Annotated in this window: 20 protein-coding genes and 1 pseudogene; 9 read left to right on the forward strand and 12 right to left on the reverse strand. The window is 63.5% G+C overall.

Annotated features, from left to right (window positions below):
- The first annotated feature begins 258 nt into the window (after nucleotides 1-258).
- Nucleotides 259-936 (forward strand): response regulator transcription factor, encoded by a 678-nt coding sequence (locus QMG80_RS01560; RefSeq protein ID WP_085771219.1) that lies wholly within the window; start codon nucleotides 259-261, stop codon nucleotides 934-936.
- Nucleotides 937-971: 35 nt separating this feature from the next.
- Complete coding sequence (locus QMG80_RS01565; RefSeq protein ID WP_158658672.1) at nucleotides 972-2,462, forward strand: sensor histidine kinase; 1,491 nt, start codon at nucleotides 972-974, stop codon at nucleotides 2,460-2,462.
- 124 nt (nucleotides 2,463-2,586) lie between these two features.
- Here the strand turns inward: QMG80_RS01565 and QMG80_RS01570 are convergent, their stop codons facing one another.
- Nucleotides 2,587-3,957 (reverse strand): sensor histidine kinase, encoded by a 1,371-nt coding sequence (locus QMG80_RS01570; RefSeq protein WP_085771221.1) that lies wholly within the window; start codon nucleotides 3,955-3,957, stop codon nucleotides 2,587-2,589.
- Nucleotides 3,958-3,959: 2 nt separating this feature from the next.
- Nucleotides 3,960-4,634, reverse strand: a complete 675-nt coding sequence (locus tag QMG80_RS01575; protein ID WP_085771222.1) for a response regulator transcription factor — start codon at nucleotides 4,632-4,634, stop codon at nucleotides 3,960-3,962.
- 289 nt (nucleotides 4,635-4,923) lie between these two features.
- On the opposite strand from QMG80_RS01575, the gene QMG80_RS01580 reads away from it, so the two are divergent.
- The 3 genes from QMG80_RS01580 to QMG80_RS01590 all read left to right on the forward strand — a co-directional run bounded on the left by QMG80_RS01580 (nucleotide 4,924) and on the right by QMG80_RS01590 (nucleotide 9,035).
- On the forward strand, nucleotides 4,924-5,274 hold the full coding sequence (locus tag QMG80_RS01580; RefSeq protein WP_158658673.1) for a hypothetical protein: 351 nt from the start codon (nucleotides 4,924-4,926) through the stop codon (nucleotides 5,272-5,274).
- Between the two features lie 442 nt (nucleotides 5,275-5,716).
- Complete coding sequence (locus QMG80_RS01585; protein ID WP_245300149.1) at nucleotides 5,717-7,720, forward strand: TonB-dependent siderophore receptor; 2,004 nt, start codon at nucleotides 5,717-5,719, stop codon at nucleotides 7,718-7,720.
- A 61-nt stretch (nucleotides 7,721-7,781) separates the two neighbouring features.
- On the forward strand, nucleotides 7,782-9,035 hold the full coding sequence (locus tag QMG80_RS01590) for a PepSY-associated TM helix domain-containing protein (RefSeq protein WP_085771225.1): 1,254 nt from the start codon (nucleotides 7,782-7,784) through the stop codon (nucleotides 9,033-9,035).
- Between the two features lie 35 nt (nucleotides 9,036-9,070).
- Here the strand turns inward: QMG80_RS01590 and QMG80_RS01595 are convergent, their stop codons facing one another.
- The 6 genes from QMG80_RS01595 to QMG80_RS01620 all read right to left on the reverse strand — a co-directional run bounded on the left by QMG80_RS01595 (nucleotide 9,071) and on the right by QMG80_RS01620 (nucleotide 14,746).
- Nucleotides 9,071-9,688 (reverse strand): 2,3-bisphosphoglycerate-dependent phosphoglycerate mutase, encoded by a 618-nt coding sequence (locus tag QMG80_RS01595; protein ID WP_085771226.1) that lies wholly within the window; start codon nucleotides 9,686-9,688, stop codon nucleotides 9,071-9,073.
- An 18-nt stretch (nucleotides 9,689-9,706) separates the two neighbouring features.
- Entirely contained in the window at nucleotides 9,707-10,525 is an 819-nt protein-coding gene (dapB, locus tag QMG80_RS01600) for a 4-hydroxy-tetrahydrodipicolinate reductase (protein ID WP_085773606.1), read from the reverse strand.
- Between the two features lie 150 nt (nucleotides 10,526-10,675).
- Nucleotides 10,676-11,221 (reverse strand): molybdopterin adenylyltransferase, encoded by a 546-nt coding sequence (gene mog, locus QMG80_RS01605; protein ID WP_085771227.1) that lies wholly within the window; start codon nucleotides 11,219-11,221, stop codon nucleotides 10,676-10,678.
- Between the two features lie 590 nt (nucleotides 11,222-11,811).
- The gene (locus QMG80_RS01610) at nucleotides 11,812-12,282 is read right to left on the reverse strand and encodes a hypothetical protein (protein ID WP_085771228.1); all 471 of its coding nucleotides are present in this window, start codon (nucleotides 12,280-12,282) and stop codon (nucleotides 11,812-11,814) included.
- Between the two features lie 12 nt (nucleotides 12,283-12,294).
- Nucleotides 12,295-13,926 carry an OpgD/OpgG family glucan biosynthesis protein gene (locus QMG80_RS01615; protein WP_085771229.1) on the reverse strand — a complete coding sequence of 544 codons (1,632 nt, stop codon included), beginning with the start codon at nucleotides 13,924-13,926 and terminating at the stop codon, nucleotides 12,295-12,297.
- A 244-nt stretch (nucleotides 13,927-14,170) separates the two neighbouring features.
- Nucleotides 14,171-14,746, reverse strand: a complete 576-nt coding sequence (locus tag QMG80_RS01620) for a hypothetical protein (protein ID WP_085771230.1) — start codon at nucleotides 14,744-14,746, stop codon at nucleotides 14,171-14,173.
- A 550-nt stretch (nucleotides 14,747-15,296) separates the two neighbouring features.
- Between QMG80_RS01620 and QMG80_RS01625 the strand changes: the two genes are divergently transcribed.
- Nucleotides 15,297-15,632: a MarR family winged helix-turn-helix transcriptional regulator gene (locus tag QMG80_RS01625; protein WP_245300151.1), complete on the forward strand. Its 336-nt coding sequence runs from the start codon at nucleotides 15,297-15,299 to the stop codon at nucleotides 15,630-15,632.
- A 52-nt stretch (nucleotides 15,633-15,684) separates the two neighbouring features.
- Nucleotides 15,685-16,632, forward strand: coding sequence for an ACP S-malonyltransferase (fabD, locus tag QMG80_RS01630; RefSeq protein ID WP_085771232.1), 948 nt, complete (start codon nucleotides 15,685-15,687; stop codon nucleotides 16,630-16,632).
- A gap of 52 nt (nucleotides 16,633-16,684) precedes the next feature.
- Here fabD and QMG80_RS01635 read toward each other — a convergent pair whose 3' ends face one another.
- Nucleotides 16,685-18,217, reverse strand: a complete 1,533-nt coding sequence (locus QMG80_RS01635; RefSeq protein ID WP_085771233.1) for a sugar transferase — start codon at nucleotides 18,215-18,217, stop codon at nucleotides 16,685-16,687.
- A gap of 370 nt (nucleotides 18,218-18,587) precedes the next feature.
- Between QMG80_RS01635 and QMG80_RS01640 the strand changes: the two genes are divergently transcribed.
- Complete coding sequence (locus QMG80_RS01640) at nucleotides 18,588-19,403, forward strand: metallophosphoesterase family protein (protein ID WP_245300153.1); 816 nt, start codon at nucleotides 18,588-18,590, stop codon at nucleotides 19,401-19,403.
- A 458-nt stretch (nucleotides 19,404-19,861) separates the two neighbouring features.
- Here QMG80_RS01640 and QMG80_RS01645 read toward each other — a convergent pair whose 3' ends face one another.
- The gene (locus QMG80_RS01645) at nucleotides 19,862-21,904 is read right to left on the reverse strand and encodes a M23 family metallopeptidase (protein WP_085771234.1); all 2,043 of its coding nucleotides are present in this window, start codon (nucleotides 21,902-21,904) and stop codon (nucleotides 19,862-19,864) included.
- 371 nt (nucleotides 21,905-22,275) lie between these two features.
- Here QMG80_RS01645 and QMG80_RS01650 point away from each other — a divergent pair, with 371 nt between their 5' ends.
- A complete protein-coding gene (locus QMG80_RS01650; protein WP_245300155.1) occupies nucleotides 22,276-22,536 on the forward strand; it encodes a con-10 family general stress protein in 261 nt (86 codons plus the stop codon).
- Between the two features lie 278 nt (nucleotides 22,537-22,814).
- On the opposite strand, the pseudogene dinB reads toward QMG80_RS01650, so the two are convergent.
- A pseudogene (dinB, locus tag QMG80_RS01655) lies at nucleotides 22,815-23,885 on the reverse strand (DNA polymerase IV); the annotation flags it as partial.
- A 132-nt stretch (nucleotides 23,886-24,017) separates the two neighbouring features.
- Nucleotides 24,018-25,355, reverse strand: coding sequence for a peptide-binding protein (locus tag QMG80_RS01660; protein WP_102938074.1), 1,338 nt, complete (start codon nucleotides 25,353-25,355; stop codon nucleotides 24,018-24,020).
- Between the last annotated feature and the right edge of the window lie 41 nt (nucleotides 25,356-25,396).

Genomic DNA, 25,396 nt, shown 5'->3' on the forward strand with positions numbered 1-25,396 from the left:
CGATGGTGGCCTTCGGATTCGGATGAGGTTCCTTTCGACTGGACAAATGCTTATCAAGGCAACATCAGATGAAGATCATAATGGCGTCTGACGGGAGAATTCGCCGGCAAATAATAAAACCCTGTGACTTTTACGTCACACTTGGTCCTCGCGGGCCGGTCTTCGACGGAGAGACGTCGGCGCTTGATTTCCGGCGAGCCGAGTCCTATCCCTTGAGCCGCCTCATTAACGGGCGAACATAACTCCGGGCGGCGCCGGATGCGTGTGCTCATAGTCGAAGACCACTCGAAGCTGGCGCAGGAGCTCTCCGAGCAATTGTCGCGCGGCGGATACTCCTGCGACTGCGTCAATTCGCTCGATCATGCGCGCGAGATCGTGAGGCTCCAGGAGTATGGCGTCGCGCTGGTCGATCGGCGACTGCCGGACGGCGACGGCCTTTCACTGGTGGCCGCCATGCGCCGCACCCAGCCGAAGATGTGCATTCTCGTGTTGACCGCGATCGACGAGACGAATGAGATCGTCGCGTCGCTCGACGCCGGCGCCGACGACTATGTAACCAAGCCCTTCGAGCCTGACGAGCTCATGGCGCGCATCCGCGCCTCGCTACGCCGCGCCGCGGGCGCGATGCAGCCTTTGATGAAGCTCGCCAGATTGTGTTTTGATCCCGCGACTCGCGACTTCGCAATCGGTCAATCGATCGTGGTGCTGCAGAGGCGCGAGGCGATTCTTCTCGAGACCTTGATGCGACGAGCAGGGAGGGTGGTGCTGCGCGAGGCGCTGTTCGATGAGATTTGGGGAGAGAAGGAAGATCTGACGGCGCACAATCTCAACGGGCTTGTCTCTCAACTGCGTCTTCGCCTGAAGGAGCTGAACGCGGGGGTCGATATCCATGTGGCGCGTGGATTGGGTTATTTCCTCGCCGAGGAAAAGGCGTGAGGCGCAACCCTTCGCTGTCGGCAAGGCTCGGTTCGATGTTATTGCTCGTTCTGCTTCTCGGATCCGTTCCGACCTGGGGCTATTTCATTTGGAGCGGCTTCTATCGCGTAACATCCGGGGGCGAATTCAGATTCTCTGAGCTTTCCTATCCTCACCTCTTGTCGATGGTCCAGAAATCCATCCTGCTCGGGCAGGACGGCGCGTGGCGCTTCGAGCCGATCCCTGAGCTCAAGCAGCGATTGGCGCGGGATCGCGATCTGAACATTTCCGTCTGGGACGCCGACAAATGCGAGGAGCTGCCGGGCTTCTTGCCGGATTTCACAGGGTTCTCGATTTTGAAAATTCTGCCGCCTCCGATATGCGGTCGGCCGATCGAAGTACGCGCCGCGAATTTGCAAATACGCAACGATTCAGGCGCGCTCTTTTCCGCCATGGCGATGCGAAGAAAGACCGATATGGGTCCGGTGATCATCCTCGTGTGGGGCGGCGAGTACCGTTCGGATGATCTCGTCTATTTGTTCCTCGACTGGTTTTCGTCGATGCCGGGAGGTTGGCCGTCGCTGCCGATTTTCGCGCTCGCCGCCACGACTTCATGGTTTTTGCTACATCGTGGATTGTCGCCCTTGCGAGAGCTCGTCGCTCGGCTCGACGGCATAGATCTCGATTCCTCCAACGCTCTTCTTCCAGAGGAGAACGTTCCCGTCGAGGTCGTGCCGCTCGTCTCGGCGTTGAACGGCGCGTTGGCGCGTCTCGACGCTGGGATTGCGCAGCAGAAGCGCTTCGTGGCCAATGCGGCGCATGAATTGCGCACACCGATCGCCGCTCTGCGCGCGCGCCTCGACAATCCGCGCGATGAGGATTTGCGCAAAGATATGCGTCGCGGTCTGCGGCAGCTGCAAGCGATCAGCGAGCAGCTTCTCGCTTCGGCGAGGATTGCCGCAAGAGGGGCTGCGACCGAGGAAGGCGGCGAGAAGGTCGACTTGACCGAGGTCGTCCGCGACAAGGCCGCCGATTACGCGCCGCTCGCCGTGGAGAACGGCAGGCAGATCGAGTTCGAGGGATCGTTCGCACCGGTCAGGATCCGTGGAACGCGGCAGGCGGTGGGCAGCGTCGTCACAAACCTCATCGACAACGCGCTGCGCGCCGAACCGCTCGGCGGAGCCGTGGTGCTGCGGCTTTCGGCCGATGCGACGCTCGAGGTCGTCGACCATGGTGAAGGCGTCGCCCCGGAAGACCGCGCGCTGGTCTTCGAGCCGTTTTGGCGCAAGCGCGACGCTTACGACGGCGCGGGACTGGGCCTTAGCATCACCAAGGAACTTGTGGAGAAGCACGACGGCCGCATCTGGATCGAGGAAACCCCGGGCGGCGGAGCCACCTTCAAAGTTTCGTTTCCGCTGGAGGGCGAAGAGGAGGCCGACAAATCGGCCGCGCGTCACGCCGCTCGCGGCAGTAGCGGCGAGCAGCGGCAAAATTTCAAATTGCAGGAAAAAAGCGGCGAGGCGTCCCGTCGAGGGGATCGGCAGTGACGCTCCTGCGGCGCCCCGACTGAATTTCGCCTGACGAGACGAAAGTCTCCCTGGAGGCCCGGACGCCAAGTCAGGAAACCGACGCCTTGTGCGAAAATCATATCGCATCGCGCTCGACGCTCGCCTATTCCTGCGCGAAGCGCAGCTTGAACGTCGCCCCGCCGCCCGGGGTTTCCTCGACCCAGACCCGTCCGCCGAGCCTCTCCATCAACTCCTTCGCGATGGCGAGCCCGAGGCCCGCGCCGGATGACGCCTCGCTCTTGCGCCAGAAGGGCTCGAAAATGATCTCGCGGTCGGCCGCCGCGACGCCTTCGCCATGGTCGACGACCTCGACGACAGGACCCATGGTGACGCGCGTCAGGATCGTCCCGCCTTCCGGCTCGGCGCGCAGCGCATTGTCGATAATATTCGCGAGCACCGATTCGATCGCGCGGCGATTGCCTTTCGCCTGCGCCTTTGTCGGCGCGCCCTCGAATTCGAGATTGCGCCCGCATTTGATCGCGAGCGGCGTGCGGCCGGCGACGACGCTCCAAGCCAATTCATTGAGGTCAATGTCCTCGTTCGCGCAAACTTGTTTCTCGCAGAGCCGCGCCTCGATCAGGATCTGGTCGACGATCGCCTGCAATTGGCTCGCGTCGCGCTCCATCTCGCGCCTGAAGCCGGGCTCGAGCGGATTTTGCAGTCGCGCGCGCAAGATGGCGAGCGGCGTGCGCAGCTCATGAGCGGCGTTGGCGGTGTAGCGGCGCATCCGCCTGGCGCTCGCGTCCAGCCGCGCGAGCAGCGCGTTGATCGCCTCGACGAAAGGCTGGATCTCGCTCGGCGCATCGGCGGCCACGACGCCATCGCTGAGGGAGTCGAAATCGAGCGTCTCCATCTGACGCGCGGTGGCGCGAAGCGGCTCGAGCCCGCGCCTCACGGCGAACCAGGCCGTTCCTGTGGAGATGACGATAACCGAAAAAAGATAGGCGATATTCCATTTGAACTCATCGGCAATGAAGCCGAACACGATGTCGTCCCATCTGAATTTTTGCCGATAGGTCGCAATTTGCAGCCGCCCAAAGGGCGTTCGCACGAGCTCGAGATGCCCCAGCGGGGTCATCTGGTCGTCTCCCGGAAGAACGAAGTGCGAGTGAATCGAACTGATCGAAATAAGCCCAGCCTTCGCCAATAACTCCGCCAGCTCAGGCGAGGACCCCTGCAGAGGCTTTCGATCCCTGGCGAAGACGGCAAACTGCAGTCTTGGCGCGCGCGAGGTCTCGCGACGCAGCTCCTCATTTGGCAGAACCCGCAACTCCGAATCGTCTCCGCGCACCAAGGATGCGGAGACGAGCGCGCTGGTTCGGTCAAAGGCGAGCTCGTCGAGCGACCAGCCGAAATAGGCGACCTGGAGAAAATTGAGCCCGGCCGTGACGAGTGCGCCGACGAGAAAAGCAAAGAGCTGCGCGAGGACGAGGTAGAAGACGACGCGGCGCGCCAGCGAGAGCCCCCGCGGCACGCTCAGCTCTCGATCTCGGCGATCATATAGCCGACGCCGCGCGCTGAATGGACTTCCACGCCGGCGCCCAATTGCTGCAAGCGGCTGCGGACTCGGGCGACGAGCAAGGTCAATGCGTGCGGCTGAACCTCGTCGTCCAAGCCCCAGATCTCGGACATCAGAGTCTCGCGACGCACGATCACCCCTGCGCGGCGAAGGAGCGATTCAAGCAGCGCCAGCTCGCGATTGTGGAACAGAGCGGCCTTTCCCGCCACGGAGATGGTGCGGCCGGCGCCGTCAAACGCCAGCGCGCCGAGCGTCACCGGCGGCGTGGGCTCGCCGCTGCGCCGTGATGCGGCGCGAATGCGCGCCATCATCTCCTCGAGATCGAAGGGCTTGACGAGATAATCGTCAGCGCCGGCGTCGAGACCAGCGATGCGGTCGTCGACCGCCTCGAGCGCCGTCAGCATCAACACGCGGCAGTCCGGCAACTGCCGGCGAATCGTCGAGATGAGCGACAGTCCGTCGCCATCCGGCAGACGGCGGTCGAGAAGAGCGACGGAATAGGGATTGTCGACGAGCGCCTCGCGCGCTTCGCGCAGCGTCTCTACATGGTCCACGCAATAGCCGGCGCGCTTCAGCCGCCGCTCCAACTGATGCGCAAGACTCGCCTGATCCTCAACCAATAGTGTTCGCATGGCCGCCGCTCCACAGACGGAGAGCCATCGGCGGCAGGTGGCCCCAACCCCGATGGACTCTCTTTAAGCCACGCAGCTTGAGCCTCCGCGCGGAAAACTGCAAACGCTTCGCGCTTCTTGTGGCCAAAATGTCACAACCCAGACAAATTTGAATGCGCGCGCGCCGGGAGAGGCCCATGAGATTGTATCTGGGGCAGTAAGGTCGCGGGGAGCGAGAAGGTTTGAAACGATGACGCGGCGAGAGGGTTCACATCGAGCATCGAGGCTTCTGAGCCTCGTCGCGCGTTGCGTGGCCCTGCTGCTCACGCTGCAAGCCCTTGGCGTCTTCGCGCCGACCGGCCCCTTTCCGGCGCAGGCCGCGTCCGCAAAGCTCGGCGTTGCAGCGGCCGACACGACCTGTCGCACGCAGCAGACCGGGTCGCCGGGGCACGATCGGGACGGCTCCAGCCATTGCGCGGTCTGCTGTCTCCGTGACGACGACAACGGCTGGACCGACACGCCAATCCTCTCGGGCTCTTTCCGCATCGAGTTCGCGCCTCGACTCATACTGGCGCTTCTTGGTCACACTGAGCCGTCGGCGCTGAAGCGCGAAGCCCGCGCCGGCGCCGGGCGTGCGCGCGCGCCTCCCGCCCTCTCCTGACCCGACCCCGCGCGGCGAAGCCGCGTCGCAGCCCCCTCACCGGTCTCACGGCGCAAAACCGCCGTATCAGGAGCATTTCCCATGTCTTGCCTAAACCTAAGGCGCGGCGCGTCTGCGGCCGCCCTATGGATCGTCGCGCTCTCTTCGGTGGCGGAGGCCCAGCAGAGCCTGCCCACCCTGGACGTCGGCCTCGCCAAGCCTGTCCACGCCAAATCGACGGCCGCGCGCGCGCGGGGAGGGCGCTCCCGCACGCAAATCGCTTTGCCCGCGGACCCCGCCGCCGCTGCGCCGGGTCCTGCGTCGGCCGGACCCCCGTCGGGGGTCGCAGCGCTTCGATCCGCAGAAGGAGACAGGCTACACGCGCTCAACGACCTTCGGCGCGACGAAGACCAACACGAAAATCCTCGACACGCCCGCAGCCGTCGAGGTCGTCCCGCATGAGGTGATCCAGGACCAGCAGGATCTGACCATTTTGGAAGCGGTGCAGAATGTCTCGGGCGTGCAGGCGCAATCCGGCGCCTTCTACGATCAGTATCGCATCCGCGGCTTCAACAGCGGCTATGGCGCGACCTATCGAGACACGCTGAAGATGGAAGGCATCATCGGCGCGGAGGACCCAGCCTTCACGGATCGCGTCGAGGTCGTCAAAGGGCCGGCCTCCATGCTCTTTGGCCGCATCGAGCCGGGCGGCCTGATCAATATCGTTCCCAAGAAGCCGAGGGAAGAAGCGAGCCAAACGGCGCAGACTCAGGTCGGCAGTTGGGGCCTCTCGCGCTCGAGCGTAGACCTCACCGGCCCGGTCGACGAGGCCAAGACCGTTCTCTATCGTTTCATGGCCGTCTATGACCGCGCCGACTCCTTCACGGACTATGAGCATCACGACAATGGCGCGGCGGCGCTGTTCCTGACGTTCCTACCGACCCAGAATTTCGAGTCGAATGTTCAGTTCGAGCACTATGAAAAGAAATTGACCAATGCGGAGGGTCTCGGCGCCTTCCCGGTCAATCTGATGTCGGACGCGAACGGCAAGCCCTGGGTTATCCCCGGCTACAACGATCGTCCGACGCCCCTCCCCCGTAATTTCTCCGTCGGCGATCCCGTCATGTGGAACGAGTTCCCTTACGTGATCCATAGAACGTTGTTCTTCTACGACTGGACCTATCACTTCAACGACCAGTGGAAGATCACGAACCGGCTGCATTACATCGACGATCACGAGAATCAGGACGGCTTGGGCAATTGGGGCGGCTTCGACGGCACGTGGCTGACGCGCAAGTTCCTCAATAACCCCTTGAGCCGCGGCATTCTCTCCACCAATCTCGACCTGCATGGCGAGTTCGAGACCGGGCCGTTGAAACACAAAATCCTCGCCGGCCTCGACTGGTACAAATATCAGGACGACTGGGTCGGCGATTACGGGTTTAACCTGCCTTGGCCCGCTCTCAACGTCTGGTCCCCGTACACCAGCATCCCCTCGCCGCTCCTCCACTATCTCGCTGACACATCTCGCAACAACACGCTTTGGCGCTCACGCTGGCAAGATTTCGGCGCTTATGTTCAAAACGATGTCTCGTTCCTGGAAGACCGCGTGCATCTGCTGCTCGGCGGACGTTACGACGAAGCGCCGCAGCAGTACTCGAAGGATTACGGCTATAGCGGCGCCGACTGCTGGCCGAACTGCACGGGCTATCCTCTCAAGACTTACAGCGACCGCATACCCGTGTCGCCCCGCGTCGGCGCGCTCTTCAAGATGGACGACCGAACGTCGATTTACGGCTCCTATGTGCGCTCGACCGGATCCAACAACTCTTCCGTCACCGCCGACGGAAGAGCCGTGCCGCCGGAAAAGGCGAAGCAATGGGAAGTCGGCGTGAAGAGGGAATGGCTGGAAGGCAGGTTCCTGACCACTCTAGCGCTCTTCGACCTGACGAAGATGAACGTGCTGGAGCCGGACCCGAGCAATCCGATGTTCAGCATTCCCGTCGGCAAGGTCAACAGCCGCGGCGTCGAGTTCGACGCCTCCGGTCAAGTGACCGAAAACCTCAACATCATCGGCAGCTACACTTTCAATCCGGTCAAGGTCATCGACGACGGCGACAATGGCGGAGCCAACAGGCGCTTCGAGGGCGCGGCGCCGCATGTCGGCAACATCTGGGCAAAATGGGACACGGCCCCCAAGCAGCCTGAAGGGTTCGAGTTCGGCTTCGGCGTCTATGCGATGTCCTGGCGCTGGGGCGATCTCGCCAACACCTGGGTGATGCCGGGTTATGTCAAATTCGACATGATGGGCGGCTATCGCACGCTGATCGGCGGGCATAAGCTGACGGTGCAGCTCAATATCAAGAATTTGAGCGACACGCGCTACTGGGATCATGGCGACGCTTATCAATTCGCGTTCATGGGAAAGCCGCGCACTTTCATCGGGATGGTGAAGCTCGACTGGTGACGTTCACGAGACGACCGGCTCCGGCGGGCCGGTCGCTTCTCGCTTTCGAGGAGGCCGACGCATGTCTTCAAGCGCTTCACTCAACCTCGCGCCAGAGCAGAAACGGCGCGAACGCCTGAAGGCGCAACGGCGCCTGTGGCTCGACATCCATCTCTATATCGGCCTCGTTGCGGGCTCGATGCTCGTCGTCATCGGCCTGACGGGGAGTCTCCTCGTCTTCTGGCAGGAGATTGACGAATGGCTGGAGCCGGCGATGTTCACCTCGGCGCCGCCGCCGGAGGGCGAGGCGGCGTTCCGCCCGCTCTCCGAGATCCGCGCAACGCTTCAGGCCGCGCTGCCGGCGGGCGCGAAGGCGGGGGGCGTCGCCTATCCGCGCAATGAAAGCGGCTGCTACAAAATCTATTACGAAAACCCCGCGACAGGCGACACGCGTCGCCTCTGTATCGATCCGTACAACGCCAAGCTCCTCGGCGACAAAGTCTATTGGTCGAAGAAGGGCGTGCAGCATCACAGCCTGATGAGCTTCCTCTATCAATTGCACTGGTCGCTGCTGCTCTACGACATCGCCGGGGATAATGGAGTCGTGGTGGCAATCGCCGCGATCCTGCTCGTCGTGTCCACGCTGACCGGCGTCTATCTCTGGTGGCCGACGCCGGGCAAGTGGGTCAAGGCCCTGACGCTGAAACGCGGCGCGAAGGGCGAGCGGTTGAATTACGACCTGCATAAGCTCGGCGGCGTCTACACGGCGCTCGTCATGCTCGCCGTGCTGATCTCCGGCGTCTCGATGAATTTGCACGAGCAATTCGTCTCGATCGTCGACCGGGTCGCGCCGTTGAGCGCCGTGCAGAAGGATGAGGTCAAGTCCGGCGCCGCGAATGGGCGTCCGCGCATTTCCTTCGACGTGGCGGTCGACGCGGCAGCCCGAAACTTCCCGGAAGGACGGTTGGTCAACATCGGCTTTCCCGCCGACGAGTCGGGCGTCTACAGCATATGCCGGAACCAGATCGAAAAGCTTAGCCGCTTCATCGGCACGCGATGCGTGCTGATCGACCAATATTCGGCGGAGGTTTTGGGGATGCGGGACCCAGCCACGGGAACGGCCGGCGATGTCTTCATGCAGTGGCAGTGGCCGCTCCACTCGGGGCGCGCCTTCGGTTGGACAGGGCGGATTCTCGTGTGCCTGACCGGCCTCGCCTGCCCGCTTCTCTTCGTCACGGGCGTGATCCGCTGGCTGCAAAAGCGCCGATCGAAAAAGATTCACGCCGAGCGAGAGGCGAATCGCACTCCGGCGCCCTCGCGGGCGGCTCGCGGATAGCGAGCGCGCTCAGAATCGGGCCGCCGCAGCTCGCGTCACTTCAGCAGCTCCTTCGACGCAACGGTCGAATCCGCGTTGAGCGTGTAGATCAGCGGCACGCCGGTCGCGAGCTCGAGACCCGGGACCTCGTCCGGCGTCAGCTTATCCAGCACCATGGCCAGCGCGCGCAGCGAATTGCCATGGGCGGCGACGAGCACGCGCTCGCCGCGCAGCACCGGCGGCAGAATGTGCTGGCAGTAGAAGGGCAAGACCCGCGCGACCGTGTCCTTGAGGCTCTCGCCGCCCGGCGGCGGAATGTCGTAGGAACGTCGCCACAGGCGCACCTGCTCCTCGCCCCATTTCTCTCGCGCCTCGTCCTTGTTGAGGCCGGAGAGATCGCCGTAATGACGCTCGTTGAGGGCGCGGTCCTTGACCGTCCAGACATTTGACTGGCCGAGCTCCTTCAACATGAGGTCGAGGGTGCGTTGCGCGCGCAGCAGCGCCGACGTGAAGCCGATGCTGAAAAGAATGTCGCGCTCCCGCAATTGCCGGCCGGCGTGACGCGCCTCCTCGACGCCTTTCGGCGTCAGATCCGGATTCTTCCAACCGGTGAAGAGGTTCTTGGCGTTCCATTCGCTTTCGCCATGCCGGACGAGCACGAGGGTGCGGTTCATCGTCGTTCTTATCCTCGCTTAGGGTTCGCCGGAAAGGCCGAGCACGTCGGCCATGGAATAGAGCCCTGGCGGCTTGTCGCGCGTCCAGAGCGCCGCGGCGAGCGCTCCCCGCGCGAAAACGCCGCGGTCCTCGGCCCGGTGGGAAAGCTCGATCCGCTCGCCGGCGCCGGCAAAGATGACGCTGTGATCGCCGATGACCGTGCCGCCGCGGAGACTGGCGAAGCCGATGTCGCCCGTCTTGCGCGGCCCCGTGATGCCGTCGCGCCCGCGGGCGCTGTGGTCGGCGAGGTTGACGCCGCGACCCCGCGCGGCCGCCGCGCCCAGCAGCAAGGCCGTCCCTGACGGCGCGTCGACCTTCATCCGATGATGCATCTCGATGATTTCCGCATCCCAAGCGGGGCCGAGCGTGCGGGCGGCGCGCTCCACAAGCGCCGCGAGGAGATTGACGCCGAGGCTCATATTGCCGGAGCGAACGATCGCCGTCTTCTGCGCGCAGGCGGCGACGACCGCGAGATCCTCCTCCGAAAAACCCGTTGTGCCGAGGACATGGGCGATCCCTGTTGCTGCGGTCCGCTCGCACAGGGCGATGCTGGCTTGCGGCGTCGAGAAATCGACGAGGACGTCGCAGTCGGCGAGGGCTGCGCCGAGATCGGCGGAAATTAGGACGCCATTCGCCTCGGCGCCGACCATCTTTCCCGAGTCCATCCCGAGCATGGGCGAGGCGGGGCGCACCAGGGCGCCGGTCAGCCGAACGCCCAGGGTGTCGGGGATCGTCTGAACGAGCATCCGACCCATCCGGCCGGCTGCCCCCATCACGACCAACCGCAAATCGTTCATCCAATCGCCTCCAGCGAGATTCCCTTTTTGGGCGAGAGCGACGAACCGGCGTCCCGCGAAGAGCGCCTCTATACAGGGGCCTCCGGCCGCTGAGAAGTCGGCGGCCAAAGCCTACCCGTACAGGCAGCCTTCTCCCCGCCTGCCGACAATTTATTTCAGCTTTGGTCTAAAAGATTTGAGAACAGCAGGATCCGTGTCGATGAAGGCGGCGCCGATGAGATCGAGGCAATAGGGGATGGCGGGCATCACCGCGTTGAGGCAGAGCTCGATGGCCGCGGGCTTCCCCGGCAGATTGACGACAAGGCACTTGCCCCGGTGGGCGGCAAGCTGGCGCGAGAGGATGGCCGTCGGAACCTGCTCCAGCGAGACCTTGCGCATCAGCTCGCCAAAGCCCGGCAATTCGCGCGGCGCGGCGGCGAGCGTCGCCTCGGGCGTGAGATCGCGCGGCGCCGGCCCTGTGCCGCCGGTCGTCACGATGAGATCGCAGCCGACGGCGTCGGCCAGCTCGATCAATGTGTCGCGCACGCTCTCGAAGCCGTCGGGAATGACGCGCCGCTCGATCCGGAAAGGGGTGGTCAGCACCTTGCGGAAATAGGCCTCGATCGCCGGCCCGCTCTCATCCTCATAGATCCCGGCGCTGGCGCGGTCGGAGGCGGTGACGACGCCGATCACGGCGGCGGGCGGCGGAAGGGTCATGGAGCCTGCTGGGCGGAATTGGAGGAGAACCCTCCTTTACGCCGGGACTTGCGTCGGAGCCACCGCTTTCTCGCTTGAACGGCGATCGACGCCTCTCTCGAAGCGGCGCTTGCTGCGAGCGCCTTGGATCTTTCACCTCGAGCGCTGGTGTCGGGATATGGCTTAGAGTGAAAATTTAAGACCAACATTGTCGGCGCGCAAGCGTATGACCTCGCGCGCCGAGGAGCTTTAACCGCCGTGTGAGATCATCGGCGCCAAGACGACGAGCGAAACAAGAATTCCAATCCCGCCTACGAACCAAGCGAGTTGCTTCAAAATCTTCGCGGTGTCTCTCTTAGCCATTCTTCTTCTCCTGCGAGCATCCCCAGTCGTTGAAGGCGAAGCGCGGGGATGCGCGCGCAACCGCCTAATTCATGGCGCGCTAGAGCGGGCCACGAAGGATGAAGAGAAGGCAGCCAAGCGCTATCACCAGACAGATTTCCTGCATGTTCGCATGCACGAAAGGAATCCTTCTCCGTTCACGAAGCCTCTCGGCTTCGCGCTGGATGCGGCCACGTTCTCTGAAGCTTGCGGCGAGGAAAAGCTGAACTTTAGTAGCTGTTTCCGTCCTGGCCTTTCCAACGACCGCCGCTCTCGTCGAACCGAGTCTCGTCCTTGAACTCGATGACCTTTCCCGGTTCGATGTATTGCCGATCCGTGATCATCTTGTTTTGGATCGTGGTGGAATAATAGGTGCTCGCGGAGCAGCCGGATTTCACGGCGTTATCGGGACCCTCCGGCTTGCAATCGAGGTTTGCGCCCTTGGGAAACAAAACCTTCGCCGTGAAGTAAAATTCGACGCCGGCGTGTCCCGCGCCCTCGACATCGAGGCGCCAGAAGCGCGTCACGTCGAAGTTCTGAATTTGGGCGTCGGGATCGAACTTCTTATGGATCAAATTCTCGAAGACCTTGCGCGCATCGTCGTTCGTCGGCTCGCAGCCGAACAAGCAGAAGGCGCGCGCCGGCGCGGTCGCGAGAAAGAGGACCGATGCGATCGAAGCGACAAGCCTGAAGCTGTTCATGATGACAACCTTCTAATTTCGGATGGGCTGCTGAGAGAGTGTGGCTGCTTGTAGATCGGGCCCGTCCGGCCTGTCCGCCGCAAGCGTCTGTGGCGACGTCTGCAGGGCCGGCGCGGTCCAGGGGAACGTCCAGGTTTCCGTCAGGGACCGAGCGCCCGCGCGCAGATAGACGCGAAGGTCGCTCGTTGCCCCGGGCGCTACGGCGACGTCGAACATGGCGCGCAGGCCCTCGATATGCGGATTGGCGACGACGCTGGATCGCAGAATGACGCCCTTCGTCGCCGTCGCGACGGCCTCGACCTCGCTGGGATCCGTCAAGTAGTAGGCGAGGTCGCCTCTTGCGAAGTCAACCAGAAATCGGCACGCGCCCGGGCGCGCCTTTTCTGCGGAGCCCAGCGCGCGCGCGGGCGCCGTGAAGGTGTTCACGACCCGCCCGCTCGGCGACAAGCTCCGGTCGTCGAGAGAGGCCGTCAGGCGATAGGCGTAAGAGAAGGGCTGCAAAGGCGCCGGCGGAGTCTTCGGCGTCCAGCTCGCGACGATGTTGTCGTTGCTCTCGTCCGGCGTGGAGAGCTCGATCAGCTCCACCCGCCCAGCGCCCCAATCGCCTTTCGGCTCGACGAAATAGCTCGGACGCGACTCATAGGCGAGCTCCAAGTCCTGGTAGGATTCGAAGATGCGGTCGCGCTGCATGAGGCCGAAGCCTTTCACGCTCTTGTCGGTGAAGGAGGTCGTCCTTTCAGAAGAAGGGTTGGAAAGGGGACGCCAGATCCACTCATCAGCGCCCGTCAGCATGAGGAGACCGTCGGAATCGTGCAGCTCGTCGCGGAAACCGTCGCGCACGCGATGATCGTTTTCGCCGGTCAGATACATCGAGGTCAGCGGCGCGAGACCGAATTTGACGCCTGCGCGACGCGGGAAGAGCGTCGCCGCCACATCCAGCGTGGTTTGCTGGCCAGGCGCGACGTCGAAGCGATAGGCGCCTGTCGCCGCCTCTCCGTCGAGCAGAGCGTAAATTGTGGCGCGGCCTTCGCCCTCTTCAGAAACCTCAAGCCAAAATTCGCGGAAATATGGGAAACTCTCCTCGGAGGTTCCGGCTTCGACGCAGAGGGCTCGCGCGGAAAGCCCATACTGCTGTTCCCGTCCGAGAAAGCGAAAATAGCTTGCGCCGAGAAAGGAAATCAGCTCGTCGGATACACGCGGATCGTTGAGTGGATAATGCAGCCTGAGGCCCGCAAAACCCGTGTCGGACGGCAAGGGCTTGTTCAGCTTGACGCGTCCGTAATCGAAGCAACCCGGCGAGTAGAGCAGCGGCGTGACGATCCCCTTCTCGACGAGATTGATCGCGACCGCCCGCTTGTAAAGGAAGCCGAGGTGGAAGGTCTCGAGTCGATAGGATTTAGCTGCGTCAAGCGGAATTGCGCGATCCGGCCTGAAGCGAATGTCGCGCCAGGAGTCGAAATCCAGAGAGTCGATCCCCGGCGGAAGGCGCCGCAACGCCCCGTCGAAGGGCGTCAAAGCAAGTTCGCGCGCGCGTCGGACGACCTCGGCGAAATTGAACCGATGCACATTGTCCGCGACGGACGACGACGTCAGGGCGCGCGCCGTGATTGAGGGGCATAAGCCGCCGAGGAGAAGCGCGCGCATGACTCCGCGACGCGTAGATCCTGGCGTGGCTCGTCCGTTGTCTCGCATGTGTCGTATTCTGCTCGAGTCTTTGCGTTGGCGGAGCGGGGCGGCTTTGCTTGGCGACCTCAACGCGAGCGCAGGCTGAGGACGAATAAGGACTTCTCGGCGGATTGCGCGTGAGGGCGTGGAGCTGCGAGCGAACAGTTTTGCAAAAGGCTGGTCGCTTTCAGCGGGCTCGCTCGCTGGAAACCAAGAGGCTTCCTCAAGCGGCGGGCTTCGACTTCCCCTTGTGAAGCACGTGGCGGTACCAGAGCCCGAACGCGGCCACGCCGAGGACCGAGAAGAAGGCGTAGATGGTGAAATCCTTGCTTGCGGTCTCGCCGACCGCAAAGGGGAAACGCGAGACATAGACCTTGGAGCCGTCGTCGCTCTTGGCCGTGACCAAGCCGATGAAATTGCCTTTGTCCTTGAAATTATACTCGAAATTCAGGGTGCCTGTCTTGTACTTCTTCGGCGGCACATAGACTTCGGTGTTCGCTTCAAGGTTCTGATTGTCGTCCTTTTGGCCGACGTTGCGCAGCACGCGAATGTCGAGCGCCATGTCCCGCAGCTCGTCCTGCTGCGCGTCGAGCACGATGATGGTTGAGCCCACGTCGGGGATGTCGTCGCAGAACTGCTCGCGCGATTTCTGCGGCTGATAGCCGGTGAAGCTCATCGTGTCAGGCCCGATCTTCATGACGCACTGACCCTGGTCGATGCTCACGCCGCCATGCGCATGCGCCTGCCCGACGAAGGCTAAAGTTGCAAAAACCATCGCAGCTAGAAATTCCCGGCTCATGGGTCGCTTCCCTCCAATTTCATCCCGTTTGAGTTGCCCGTTCGCAGTCGTTCTTTTTTAGGGACGGTGAACTCATTCAAATCAGGCCGATAGGCGTTTTTACCCAGATTCGTTCATGTTGCAGGCGTGACCGCGCAAGAGCGCAACCAATGTCGCAACACGACGTTTATACGTCGTGTAACGACACAACGCAAGCGCTACACCTCTTTCCTATGAGGTCGGCGGCGAGCGGCGTTACCGGTTTCGTGACTCGCTGCCCCGCGCGAACGGGAATTTCGGCGATATCTCCTATTTGTGTCCCCGCAGGAGATACTTTAACGTCGTAAGGCGACAGACTCCCAACAGGAATAGGACCTGCAATCGAAGTGCGACGATCGAACAGGACAAAGACGGTGACCTCGTGAGTCAATCAAGGCCAGGAACAGCCTCCGCAAAAAGCGCTCGTCCGCGGCCGACGGACGCCGAACTTGCGGCTCTTGCGGAATTTCGCGCGACGCTTAGAAAATTTTTGGCCTTCAGCGAACAGGCTGCGGCGGCGCAAGGAGTCACGATGCAGTGGTACCAAGCGCTACTTGTCATCAAGACATTCAATTCCAATTCCCCCATTACTGTTGGCGAATTGGCCAACCAACTCATGATCCGCCATCATAGCGCCGCCGAGCTCGTTTCGCGCCTCGAGGCCGGGAAGCTTGTCCGGCGAGAGAGCGACAGTGACGATCGTCGCAAATCGCTGCTGGTGATCACGGCAGCCGGCGAGCGGCGCTTGGCGGATCTGGCGGCGGTGCATTTAGAGCATTTGCGCGCAGTCGAGGATTCGTTCTTGAAGCCCTTCAAAGTGCCCGCGACATCGCTCGGCTCGCCCGACGCTCTCCAAGCCGAGCCTTGACTCGCCGCGCCGTTTTCGCCACTGCGACGCGACATCAAGAAGAGAGGAATGAATGGCGACGGCCTATATTTTTCCGGGACAGGGCTCTCAAACGGTCGGCATGGGGAAGGCGCTCGCGGATCAATTCGCCCCGGCGCGCGAGGTTTTCGACACGGTGGACGCGGCGCTCGGCGAAAAGCTCAGCCAGATCATTTTCGCAGGACCGGAGGCCGAGCTGACGCTCACGGCCAATGCGCAGCCGGCGCTGATGGCCGTCTCGCTCGCAGCCCTGCGCGTCCTGGAAAGCGAAGCCGGGCTTGATCTCGCCAAAGCGGCGACATTCGTCGCCGGCCATTCGCTGGGCGAATATTCGGCGCTCTGCGCGGCGGGCGCGCTCACCATCGCGGACGCGGCCCGACTGCTGCGGCTACGCGGCGCGGCGATGCAGGCGGCGGTTCCCGTCGGCGAGGGCGCCATGGCCGCGCTGATCGGCGTCGAGCTCGAGGGCGCGAAGGCCATCGCCAAGGAGGCCGCAGACGCGGCCGGCGCGGTTTGTCAGGTCGCCAATGACAATGGCGGCGGGCAGGTCGTGCTTTCGGGCGCCAAACCCGCCGTGGAAAAGGCCATGGAGATTTCGAAGGCGCAGGGCGTCAAGCGCGCCGTGCCGCTGCCCGTCTCCGCGCCCTTCCATTGCGCGCTGATGCAGCCCGCCGCGGAGGCGATGCGCGAGGCCCTCGCGGGCGCGGCGATCGCGCGTCCCATCGTTCCCGTGGTCGCCAATGTGACGGCTGCCGCGGTCGAGGAGCCCGAGGACATCCGGCGGCTCCTCGTTGAGCAGGTCACCGGCACGGTGCGCTGGCGCGAATGCGTGCTCTACATGGCGGGCGCTGGCGTGACGAAATTCGTCGAATGCGGCGCCGGAAAAGTGCTCGCAGGCCTGTTGAAGCGGATCGACCCGAACGTGTCGGGGATCAGCGTCGGGCAGCCCGCCGACGTCGAGGCCTATCGCGGCTACGTGTAAATCGCGCTGCGTTCAGGCGGAGTCGACGCGAAGCGAGATCGCAGCCGAAATCCTATTCCGCCGCCGGACGCAGGTCGGCGCCGGGAAGCGCGTTCGTCGACGCCCCGGCTTCGGCGTGGAATATCTCTAGCCAGCGGACCGCCTCCTCCACCGCCGCGTGATTCATTTTCTCGCCGCCGGTGACGGAGAACAGCACCGTCCGGATCGCGATCTTCAAATCAAGCGCAAGCGAGGCGTGCTTGATATACCAGACGTCGAGCGCGTCCTTTTGCTCCGGCGTGACGAGGGTTCCGCCGTTGAGCTGCGCCCAGCCGGTGATCCCCGGGCGCACGGAAAGGCGCAGGCGGGGATCGGACGGCTGGTCTATGGGCAGCAGCGGTCGTGGCCCGATGAGCGACATGTCGCCGACGAGGACGTTCAGCAGCTGCGGAATCTCGTCCAAGCGTCCCGCCCGGACGGCGCGCCCCAGGCGCGAAAGGCGGTCCTCGGGGGCAAGCTTATTTCCCCTTCGATCGAAGGGCGCGTGATAGGTGCGGAATTTGTAAAGCAGGAACTTGCGGCCGTTGCGGCCGATGCGCTGCTGCCAGAACAGGATGGGCGCCCCGACGTCGTAGAGCACGAGACCGGCCGCGATCATCGCGAGCGGCGCGAGGGCGATCAGCAGGCTGGCCGAGGCGATGACGTCCATGACGCGCTTCAGCTTGAAATATTCGGCCAATTCGATCTCGCTGACCGGCGCGGGCTCCTCGACGAAAGGCTGCTCTTGCACGATCGGCTCCAGATTGAGCGCCGCGGCGACGCTCTTCAATTTCAAGCCGCGGGTCTGACATTGCTCGCCAAGGCGCTCAAGGGCCAGGGGAGGCAGCGCGGCGGCGTCGTCCGAGAGCCAGACTTCGTCGATTTCGACGCCGTGGACCTGGTATTCGTCGACGACCTCCTCCAGCTCCTCAACCCGGCCGACGATTTGCACCCCGCTCATCGCGCGGCCGTGAAAATTTATGCGCGGATCGAGCGCCGCGACAACCAGAGTCGTGCGCGGCCGTTGGCAGTTTACGAGCTTGATCGCCGCAGCGGCGAAGCGATCGGCGCCGATGAGCAGGACGCGCCGCACATGCCGGGGCATGAGGCTCGCCGCCTCCTCAGGCTCCTCGTTTCTGCTCGTCCCCGTGTGGAAGACCCTGGCCATGGTGCGCGCGAGGATCAAGCCCGAGCCGAGCACAAGGGCGTAGATCAGGGGCGTCGAGCGAGGCACGCCCTCCATCCGGGTCAGCACGAACAGCGTCATGCTGCTGGAGGCGACGGTCGTCGCCACGGCCCCGCAGACGGCGAGGACGTCATGAACCGAAAACAGATGGCTCATGCCGTCGCTGATGCGAAACACCAGGAAGGAGAGGAAGGCGAAAAACATGGTTGTAAAAGCATATTGATAGGCCGGGCCGAAATCCCCGAAAGCATCGCTCTCCTCGATGATGGAGAAATCGCGAAGCGCAAGCGCCAGGAAGGGGGCCGCTATCGCCCAGAGGACGTCGAAAGGAGCCAGTTTCGCGCGGTGCTTGGTCTTCGATGTTGGGGCGCGCAATCGCATGTCGGCATCCGATCCAATTCGTGGGCGCAGCTATCCGCTACCGGGGGGTGGGACAACCTCTTTTCTAACGCATAAAATTAGCGACCGTGTGGCGAGAACGCGACGCGTCCGGCGGGCGCAAAGGCGCTTAAAGCTTATGAAAACATGGGATTTTCCCCAAGAGACGCAACGCAGCCGCGGCGATCCCCGTCCGCGACCTTCGATTGCGGCGATTCGCTTCGAGGCGGAGAGCCGGTTGCGTCGGGTGGAAACCCGGTCTAGTAGGAAACGCTGAAGACAATATTTATTTTATAATTGGATGGGCCGCCGACTCCTCTGAACGAGAGGGGATGACGATGGGTTTCTACGAGAGAGGTCTCCGAGTCAATCCATGACGCTTCTGAGCTTCGCGCGCATGCTTTCTCCCGAGAAGCGAAAACCCGCCGCCCTCCCCGAGGGATTGCGCATCTATGCGATCGGCGACGTCCATGGGCGTCTCGACCTGCTGGACTCGCTCGCCCGCCGCATCGAAGCCGATCTCAGGGACGCGCCGGCGCTGGCCTTCACGATATTCCTCGGCGACTATGTCGATCGCGGGCCGAACTCCGCCGGGGTGGTGGATCGGCTGGCGCGCCGGGATTTCCCCACGGAATTCCTCGCCCTCAGAGGAAACCACGAAGAAGTCATGCTCAATTTTCTCCTCGAACCCGCCGTTCTCGAGAATTGGCGCAATTATGGCGGCCTGGAGACCTTGCATTCCTATGGAATTGACGTCCTGCCCGCCATGCGCGGCCTGGGTTACGAAGGCATGAGAGACAGCCTCCTGGAGCGCCTACCGCGCTCGCACGAGGAGTTTCTTCGCGAGACCGAATATTACACGACTTCCGGAGACTATTTCTTTTGCCACGCCGGCGTCCGGCCCGGCACGCCTCTCGATGAGCAGTCGCCGCGCGACCTGCTCTGGATCCGCGAGGAGTTTCTGGCCTTCCGGGGCAGCTGGGACAGGGTCATCGTGCATGGGCACACGCCCGTGGATCAGCCCGAGCTGCTTGCAAGCCGCATCAACGTCGACACGGGCGCTTTCGCGAGCTCGATCCTGACGGCTGTCGTTCTGGAGGGATCGGAGCGGCGCATCTTGTCGACGGCGCGAACCGCCGGGCGCTCCGCGGTCGAAGAGAAGCGCCAACCCCTCCCGCGCCCAGCCTGAGCCACCCTGCGCTCAATCCGAACCGGCTGAACGCCGAATACGCGATCGGCTCCAAAAGCTTAGATCGCGATTCACGCGAAAAACCCGTTCCCGTTTTTCGTGTCGCGCTCTCGCGGGACATCAGGGCTCGCGGGCTTCGAGCCCCATGCGCTGCGCCAAGGCCGCACTATCGGCCGCCGCGCCGCTCACCTCCCCTTCCACCAAGGCGCGCAGCCCACAGCTGGTGGCGCGGGCGACGTGGTGAAGATCGCTCAGATCTGGAACAGGAACCTCTATGCCTAAGGGCGCCGGGCTACGCCCTCATCGGCGTGCAGGCCGGGAAAAGCTGCCGAGTGGTTTCGAATGGGCAACCCGCAGGCCTTCTATCCCGGCAACGGCGCTTCGGTGTTTACAGGCGTGAAGCTTCGATTCTGACGTCGAGGCTTGCGAGTGCAGGCGTCACCCTCTCGCGGAGGTCCTCACTTGCGCGAGGCCTCTTTCAAATTGTTGGGCGCCTTGGCCATAAGGCCGTCGATGCGCTCGCGCTCGCGCTTGAACTCGCCGAGGAGCCTGCCGTCGAATTCGCGCGTGCGCGCGAGCTTGACGCGCATCGGGTCCACGAAATGACCGTTGACCATAACTTCGTAATGCAGATGCGGACCGGTCGAGAGGCCTGATGAGCCAAGAAAGCCGACGACCTGGCCCTGTTTGACGCGCGTGCCCTCGGCTACATGGCGCGCGAAGCCGGACAAGTGGTTGTAGGTCGTGATGTAGCCGTTGGCGTGCTGGACCTCGATGCGCCGCCCATAGCCCGAATCCCATTGCGCCTTGATGATGACGCCATTGCCGGCGGCGACGATGGGCGTGCCGATCGGGGCCGCCCAGTCCACGCCGGTGTGCATCTTGTAATAGCCGAGGATCGGGTGGCGACGCATGCCGAAACCGGACCGGGTCTCGCCCGTGGCGATCGGCTTGCGAATCAGGAATTTACGGCTCGAGCGGCCATTCTCGTCGTAGAAATCGACGATCCCATCGTCCTGCGTCTGGAAGCGATAGTAGCGCCAAGTTTCGCCGCGTGTCGTGAGAGAGGCGTAAAGCAACGTGTCGTGTCCGCCCTCCTCTCCCTCGTCATAGAAGAGATCGAGCGTGTCGCCGGGCTGCACGCCGCGCTGCAGATCGACATCATTCGCGAAAATCTGGATCAGCTCGGCGATGATCGGCCGCGGCGTCTCCTGCTTGAGCGCGGTTTCGTAAAGCGAGTTGTAAAGGCGCATGCCGCCCTGATCTTCGCTCTCGTCCTCCTCGTCTTCCGCGCCGCGCGCCGCTCGCTTCTTCTTGCCGGTGACGCCGGCTTCCGCCGTCGTCGGAACCAGCATGAAGCTTCCTCGATCGGTGGCGGCGACCATGGATTCGAGGGTGTCGTCGTTGTAGACAGAAACCCGCGCCAGCTTCATTTCCGCGGCCGCGCCCTCAAAATCCGCAAACAACAATTTCACCCGTTGCCCTTCGCGCACGGGCTCGCCGCGATGTCCTTTATAGGCTGCGACCACAGCGGCGATACGAGGCTTTGGGACGCCATTGGCTGCGAGCACATCGGCGAGCCCCTCGCCGCGCCTGGCGATGACGAGCTTTTCCTCCATCTGTGTCGGCTGAGCGGTGTCTCGCGGCGCCACGGTCACGTTCTCGGCGACCATGCGCACCTGTATCGCCGAGAAGGGGTCCGACAGCGTCGTCGGGGCGTCGCCGGGAGCCGCATAGGACAGCGCCAGCGGGCCAGCGGCGCGGCTCGTGCGCGACAGCAGCAATTGCCCGAGCAGTTGTGGCGGAACAGGGTTGCCCCCGCCGCCCGCGCCCGCGGCGACGGTGGATTTCGATTGCTCCACGACCTGCGCCTGCGCTTCCTCCGTGCTCAGCTCAGCGCTTTGTCGCTGGCCCGCAGGAAGGCTGAAATCGCGCGTGCTGAAGGAAACCTCCGCCTCGTCGGGCGCGATATCCGACTCGGTGAGATTCTCGGATCCGTGACGCGGATCGGCGTTCAACTTCAAGGGATTGAAGACGGGGACCTCGTCCGCGAACTGCGTCGAGGTCGGCGTCAAGGTCGTCGAAATATGAGTGAATTGCTTCGTGCGGATGACTTCCTTGTCGCCGGCCCTGACCGTTGTCGCGGTCTTGAACGACTGCTTGGCCGCGACCACGTCCACCGCGCGCAGCAATCGGTCGCCTTTCTTGGGATTGACCGTCTGTTGGCTTTCCCGCTCGTCCTTATGGGCGATCTGAGCTTTGGTCGGGGCCTCGGCGAAATGCGTCTGCTGATCGAGCGCGGAATAGGCGGCGGAGGCGATCAGCAGCCCGCCGGAGAAACCGGTCAGAACGGTGCCGAGGAGCCAGCGAATTGAGACGCGGCGTCGGTCGTCCTCACTGTGCTTGCGGCCGTCGGCCTCGATGGGCGGCTCTTCGCCGAGCGACACCCGAGCCAAGCCCGACGCCGGAAGACCCAGGCGCCCGCTGGTGAAGGCCGTCATCCGAGAACGCCGTGCGCGGCTGTTCGCGTTGCTCGATCGGCCTCGCGCCTCGAGGCTCCGCGGCGCGACGCCGATCCGATTCCATCGTTCATAAGCATTTTCGCGCCAACGCCTCTTACGGCTCTCGTCTCCAGAACTCGCTCGGACGAGGCCTTAGCATTATGGCTCAAATTTGGCTCTCGCGCGAGCTGCGCCGTAACGCCCGGGACATTTCGATCGACGGCTCGCCGCTGCGCTTTGCGCTCGGCCAGAAGCGTGAGGCGAGATAAACGTCAAAATCCACGTGGTTTCCACAGTTGCGGCTCGGAAGCGAAAGCGTTGTTATTTCCCATCGGCTTTTGACAGATGGAATCAGTGTCATGGAAAACGGGATGAAATGCAAACGCGGCTTCGCCTCGATGGACCCGGAGAAGCAACGCGAAATCGCCCGCTTGGGCGGGAAGAGCGTGCCGCCCGAAACGCGCAGCTTCTCCCAAAGTTCCGACCTCGCCGCCCGGGCGGGCCGAAAAGGCGGTCAATCCGTAGCTTCGGCCAATCGTTCGTTCTCGAAGGACCCCACGCTTGCCGCCAAAGCGGGAGCCAAAGGCGGCCGCGCATCGCACCAGGCGCGAGTTTTCAAGGCGGCCAAATAAGGCCGTCCGCGCCCTCGGTCGCTCGCTCATCGAACGGCGCGGCCGGAATCCCTGGCAAATTGATTGATTTCAGCGCCTATTCGACCAGGCCCTGATTGCGGCGGGGCAAGCGTCAGATCGAGAGCCAACTGCGAAGCTTCCGCTATTGACGCGGGGGCGTCGAAGGAGGAAAGCGTCAGGCCGAGCAGCCGGACGCCTTTCGGCGCGAGGACGACCGTAGAGCCTGTCCCGGAAAAGTGCGAAGCGGTTTTCCGGTCAGGACATGCTCTAAGCTTCTCACTTGGCGCGATTCCTAATCGCTCGAACGATTCCGTTCGAGCGGGAAACGCGCTAGCCAGCAGGTTGCAGACGACGGCTTCGAGTTCCTGTCGGTTCTGCAGCCGTGCGGCGCAGGTGCGGGCGCGCGTGATCTGGCGAAAATCCGCGAACTTCACCTTGAGCGTGATAGTTCGCGCCGCGAGTCCGGCGCTTTCGCTGGCGCGCCAGACTTTCTCGAGGATTGGCGCGAGCGCCGCCTGCGCCGCATCCAAGGTGAAGAGATCCTCGGCGAAGGTCCTCTCCGCCCCCAAGGATTTGCGGACGCGGTCGGGGCGCACCGGGCGCGCGTCAATCCCGCGCGCGATGGAATAAAAATAAGCGCCGGCCTTGCCGAAATGGCGCTCGAGGAACTCGAGGGACTGGGCGCGCAGATCCTTGCCCGTGGAGACCCCGAGCTTATTCATCTTGGCGCGGGTCACGGGGCCGATCCCGTGAAAACGGCCGATCTCGAGCGCCTCGACGAAGCCTGGCCCCATCTGCGGCGTGATGACGAAGAGCCCGTCGGGCTTACGATAATCCGAGGCGATCTTGGCGAGGAACTTGTTGTAGGAGACGCCCGCCGAAGCGGTGAGTCCGGTCTCGGCGCGGATCTTCGCGCGGATCTCCTCCGCGAGGCGCGTCGCCGAAGCGACGCCTTTGAGATTCTCGGTCACGTCGAGATAGGCCTCGTCGAGCGACAGGGGCTCGATGAGCGGCGTGTGCTCGGCGAAGATCGCCCGGATCTGCCGCGAGACTTGGCGATAGACCTCGAAACGCGGCGGCACGAACAGAAGCTGCGGACATTTCCGCCGCGCCGTGACGGAAGGCATGGCCGAGCGCACGCCGAACGCGCGCGCCTCATAGCTCGCCGCGGCGACCACGCCGCGACCGCCCGCGCCGCCCACCGCGACAGGCTTGCCGCGCAACGCGGGATTGTCGCGCTGCTCGACCGACGCATAGAAGGCGTCCATGTCGATATGAATGATCTTGCGCGGCCTTTCCCCTGCCGTATCGCAAGGCTCGTTGTCGGGCGATATCGACGATGCGCGCATGCGCAGGCCTCAGAGCGCGATCACGTTTTCCGCGTTCGGGCGCCCGCCTGAACGCAGCGTGATTCGGAGCATGTCACGGAAATGCGCCGAGCGGTATCCGGTCAGGACATGACCTGAGCTTTGATTGGAGCGTCAATGCATGTCGATGATGGGCAACTCCACCTCGCGCACCGCGCCGCCGCGCGAAAACGTCAGGCGCCGTTTATCCCCGGGTTTGCCGTGCAGCGCGGCGAGCACCGCGCCGCGCGGCGCGCCCGTGGCCGCAAGCTGGCCGACCGCGACGAGCTCGTCGCCGACCTCGACGCCTTCAGTCGGCGGCTGGTCTCCCGCCTTCGGCAGGCCGCCGACGATATAGCGGGCGTCCTTGCGAACGAGCGTCAGCGCCACGCTGTCGAGATCCCTTGTGTCGGGACCGGAAAGGGCGCGCCAATAGGAGATGCGGTTGGGGTAATCGAGCGTCAGCGCGTATCGTTCCAGCACATTGGCCCCGAGCCAGCCCACGACCGGGCCGGGCGCTGACTTTTGCCATTTGTCCCAAAAAAGGTCGCCCGTCAGAACGTCGACCCAGCCCGCCAGATAGGGCGCGGAGCCGAGCACGCCGACATCCTTGATCTCGAGCGCGCCGAGCCGGATCGACGGAATCCGCGCAACCGTGCCCCGCTTCTCGAAATTGAAGTCCAGCATGTTGTAGTTCGCCGCGCCCATGGCGCCATCGGCCCGGCGCCAGTCGGGATGCGCCGCAAGCCAGGGACTGAGCACGCTGCCGCGCATCCAGCTAAAGCCGCTGCCGGCGTCGATCACGAAGGGGTAGGAGCGCCCGTCGACGGAGACGTCGACGGCGGCGAGCCCCGTTTCCGGATTCAGCGCAAAAGGAACCTCCGTCCCTTGTGGCGGCCGACCCTCCGCCGATTCGAGCGACAGGGTGCGCGTCTGGTAGTTCAGCGTGAGCCGATAGTTGAGAAAGAGGCTTGCCGGCAGCATCGCCTCGACCTTGTGCGGACCGAAATATTGGGGAAAGGCGAAAAAGTCCGTGCTGTCGCCATCGTCGCGCACGCTTTTCGGGTTGGCTTCGATCTCGGCGGCGCCGATCAGAAGACGCATGGGCTGACCAGCGCCGATACCGAGCTCGGCATAAAGCCCCTTCGTGAGGATCGGCGCCTGCATGCCCATGTTGAACCAGGCGAGCGCGCGACGTGTCCCGCCATCGGGCGTGCGGAAGCTCGCGGCGACCAGGATCCGGCCGGCGTCGAGCTCGAAGCGCAGCGCGTTGGCCGGCAGCTTGTCAGCAGCGGGCGTGCGCGACTTGTCGGCGGAGGGCGTTCGCGGCTTGGCGGCGGCGGCGAGGACGACGAGACAGAGCAGCGTCACGAGCGGCGTTAGCAGCCGTCGGAATGAGGGCATCAGCACGTTTCTCCCCGAGAGGTCGGGCTCGCCGGATTTGTAGCGGCTTTGCGTTTTTTTTGCAGCCAAATGCGGCTCGGGCCGCCAAGTTGTTTTCGGGCCGCCCAAAA

It is taken from the genome of Methylocystis bryophila (assembly GCF_027925445.1).
In the GTDB taxonomy this organism is placed as follows: domain Bacteria; phylum Pseudomonadota; class Alphaproteobacteria; order Rhizobiales; family Beijerinckiaceae; genus Methylocystis; species Methylocystis bryophila.

What these genes read in the sequence shown, in the direction of transcription:
- QMG80_RS01560 (WP_085771219.1), top strand. Translation starts at nt 259, where the DNA reads ATGCGTGTGCTCATAGTCGAAGACCACTCGAAGCTGGCGCAGGAGCTC.
- QMG80_RS01565 (WP_158658672.1), top strand. Translation starts at nt 972, where the DNA reads ATGTTATTGCTCGTTCTGCTTCTCGGATCCGTTCCGACCTGGGGCTAT.
- QMG80_RS01575 (WP_085771222.1), bottom strand. Translation starts at nt 4,634, where the DNA reads ATGCGAACACTATTGGTTGAGGATCAGGCGAGTCTTGCGCATCAGTTG.
- QMG80_RS01590 (WP_085771225.1), top strand. Translation starts at nt 7,782, where the DNA reads ATGTCTTCAAGCGCTTCACTCAACCTCGCGCCAGAGCAGAAACGGCGC.
- QMG80_RS01595 (WP_085771226.1), bottom strand. Translation starts at nt 9,688, where the DNA reads ATGAACCGCACCCTCGTGCTCGTCCGGCATGGCGAAAGCGAATGGAAC.
- dapB (WP_085773606.1), bottom strand. Translation starts at nt 10,525, where the DNA reads ATGAACGATTTGCGGTTGGTCGTGATGGGGGCAGCCGGCCGGATGGGT.
- mog (WP_085771227.1), bottom strand. Translation starts at nt 11,221, where the DNA reads ATGACCCTTCCGCCGCCCGCCGCCGTGATCGGCGTCGTCACCGCCTCC.
- QMG80_RS01610 (WP_085771228.1), bottom strand. Translation starts at nt 12,282, where the DNA reads ATGAACAGCTTCAGGCTTGTCGCTTCGATCGCATCGGTCCTCTTTCTC.
- QMG80_RS01615 (WP_085771229.1), bottom strand. Translation starts at nt 13,926, where the DNA reads ATGCGCGCGCTTCTCCTCGGCGGCTTATGCCCCTCAATCACGGCGCGC.
- QMG80_RS01620 (WP_085771230.1), bottom strand. Translation starts at nt 14,746, where the DNA reads ATGAGCCGGGAATTTCTAGCTGCGATGGTTTTTGCAACTTTAGCCTTC.
- QMG80_RS01625 (WP_245300151.1), top strand. Translation starts at nt 15,297, where the DNA reads ATGCAGTGGTACCAAGCGCTACTTGTCATCAAGACATTCAATTCCAAT.
- fabD (WP_085771232.1), top strand. Translation starts at nt 15,685, where the DNA reads ATGGCGACGGCCTATATTTTTCCGGGACAGGGCTCTCAAACGGTCGGC.
- QMG80_RS01635 (WP_085771233.1), bottom strand. Translation starts at nt 18,217, where the DNA reads ATGCGATTGCGCGCCCCAACATCGAAGACCAAGCACCGCGCGAAACTG.
- QMG80_RS01640 (WP_245300153.1), top strand. Translation starts at nt 18,588, where the DNA reads ATGACGCTTCTGAGCTTCGCGCGCATGCTTTCTCCCGAGAAGCGAAAA.
- QMG80_RS01645 (WP_085771234.1), bottom strand. Translation starts at nt 21,904, where the DNA reads ATGACGGCCTTCACCAGCGGGCGCCTGGGTCTTCCGGCGTCGGGCTTG.
- QMG80_RS01650 (WP_245300155.1), top strand. Translation starts at nt 22,276, where the DNA reads ATGAAATGCAAACGCGGCTTCGCCTCGATGGACCCGGAGAAGCAACGC.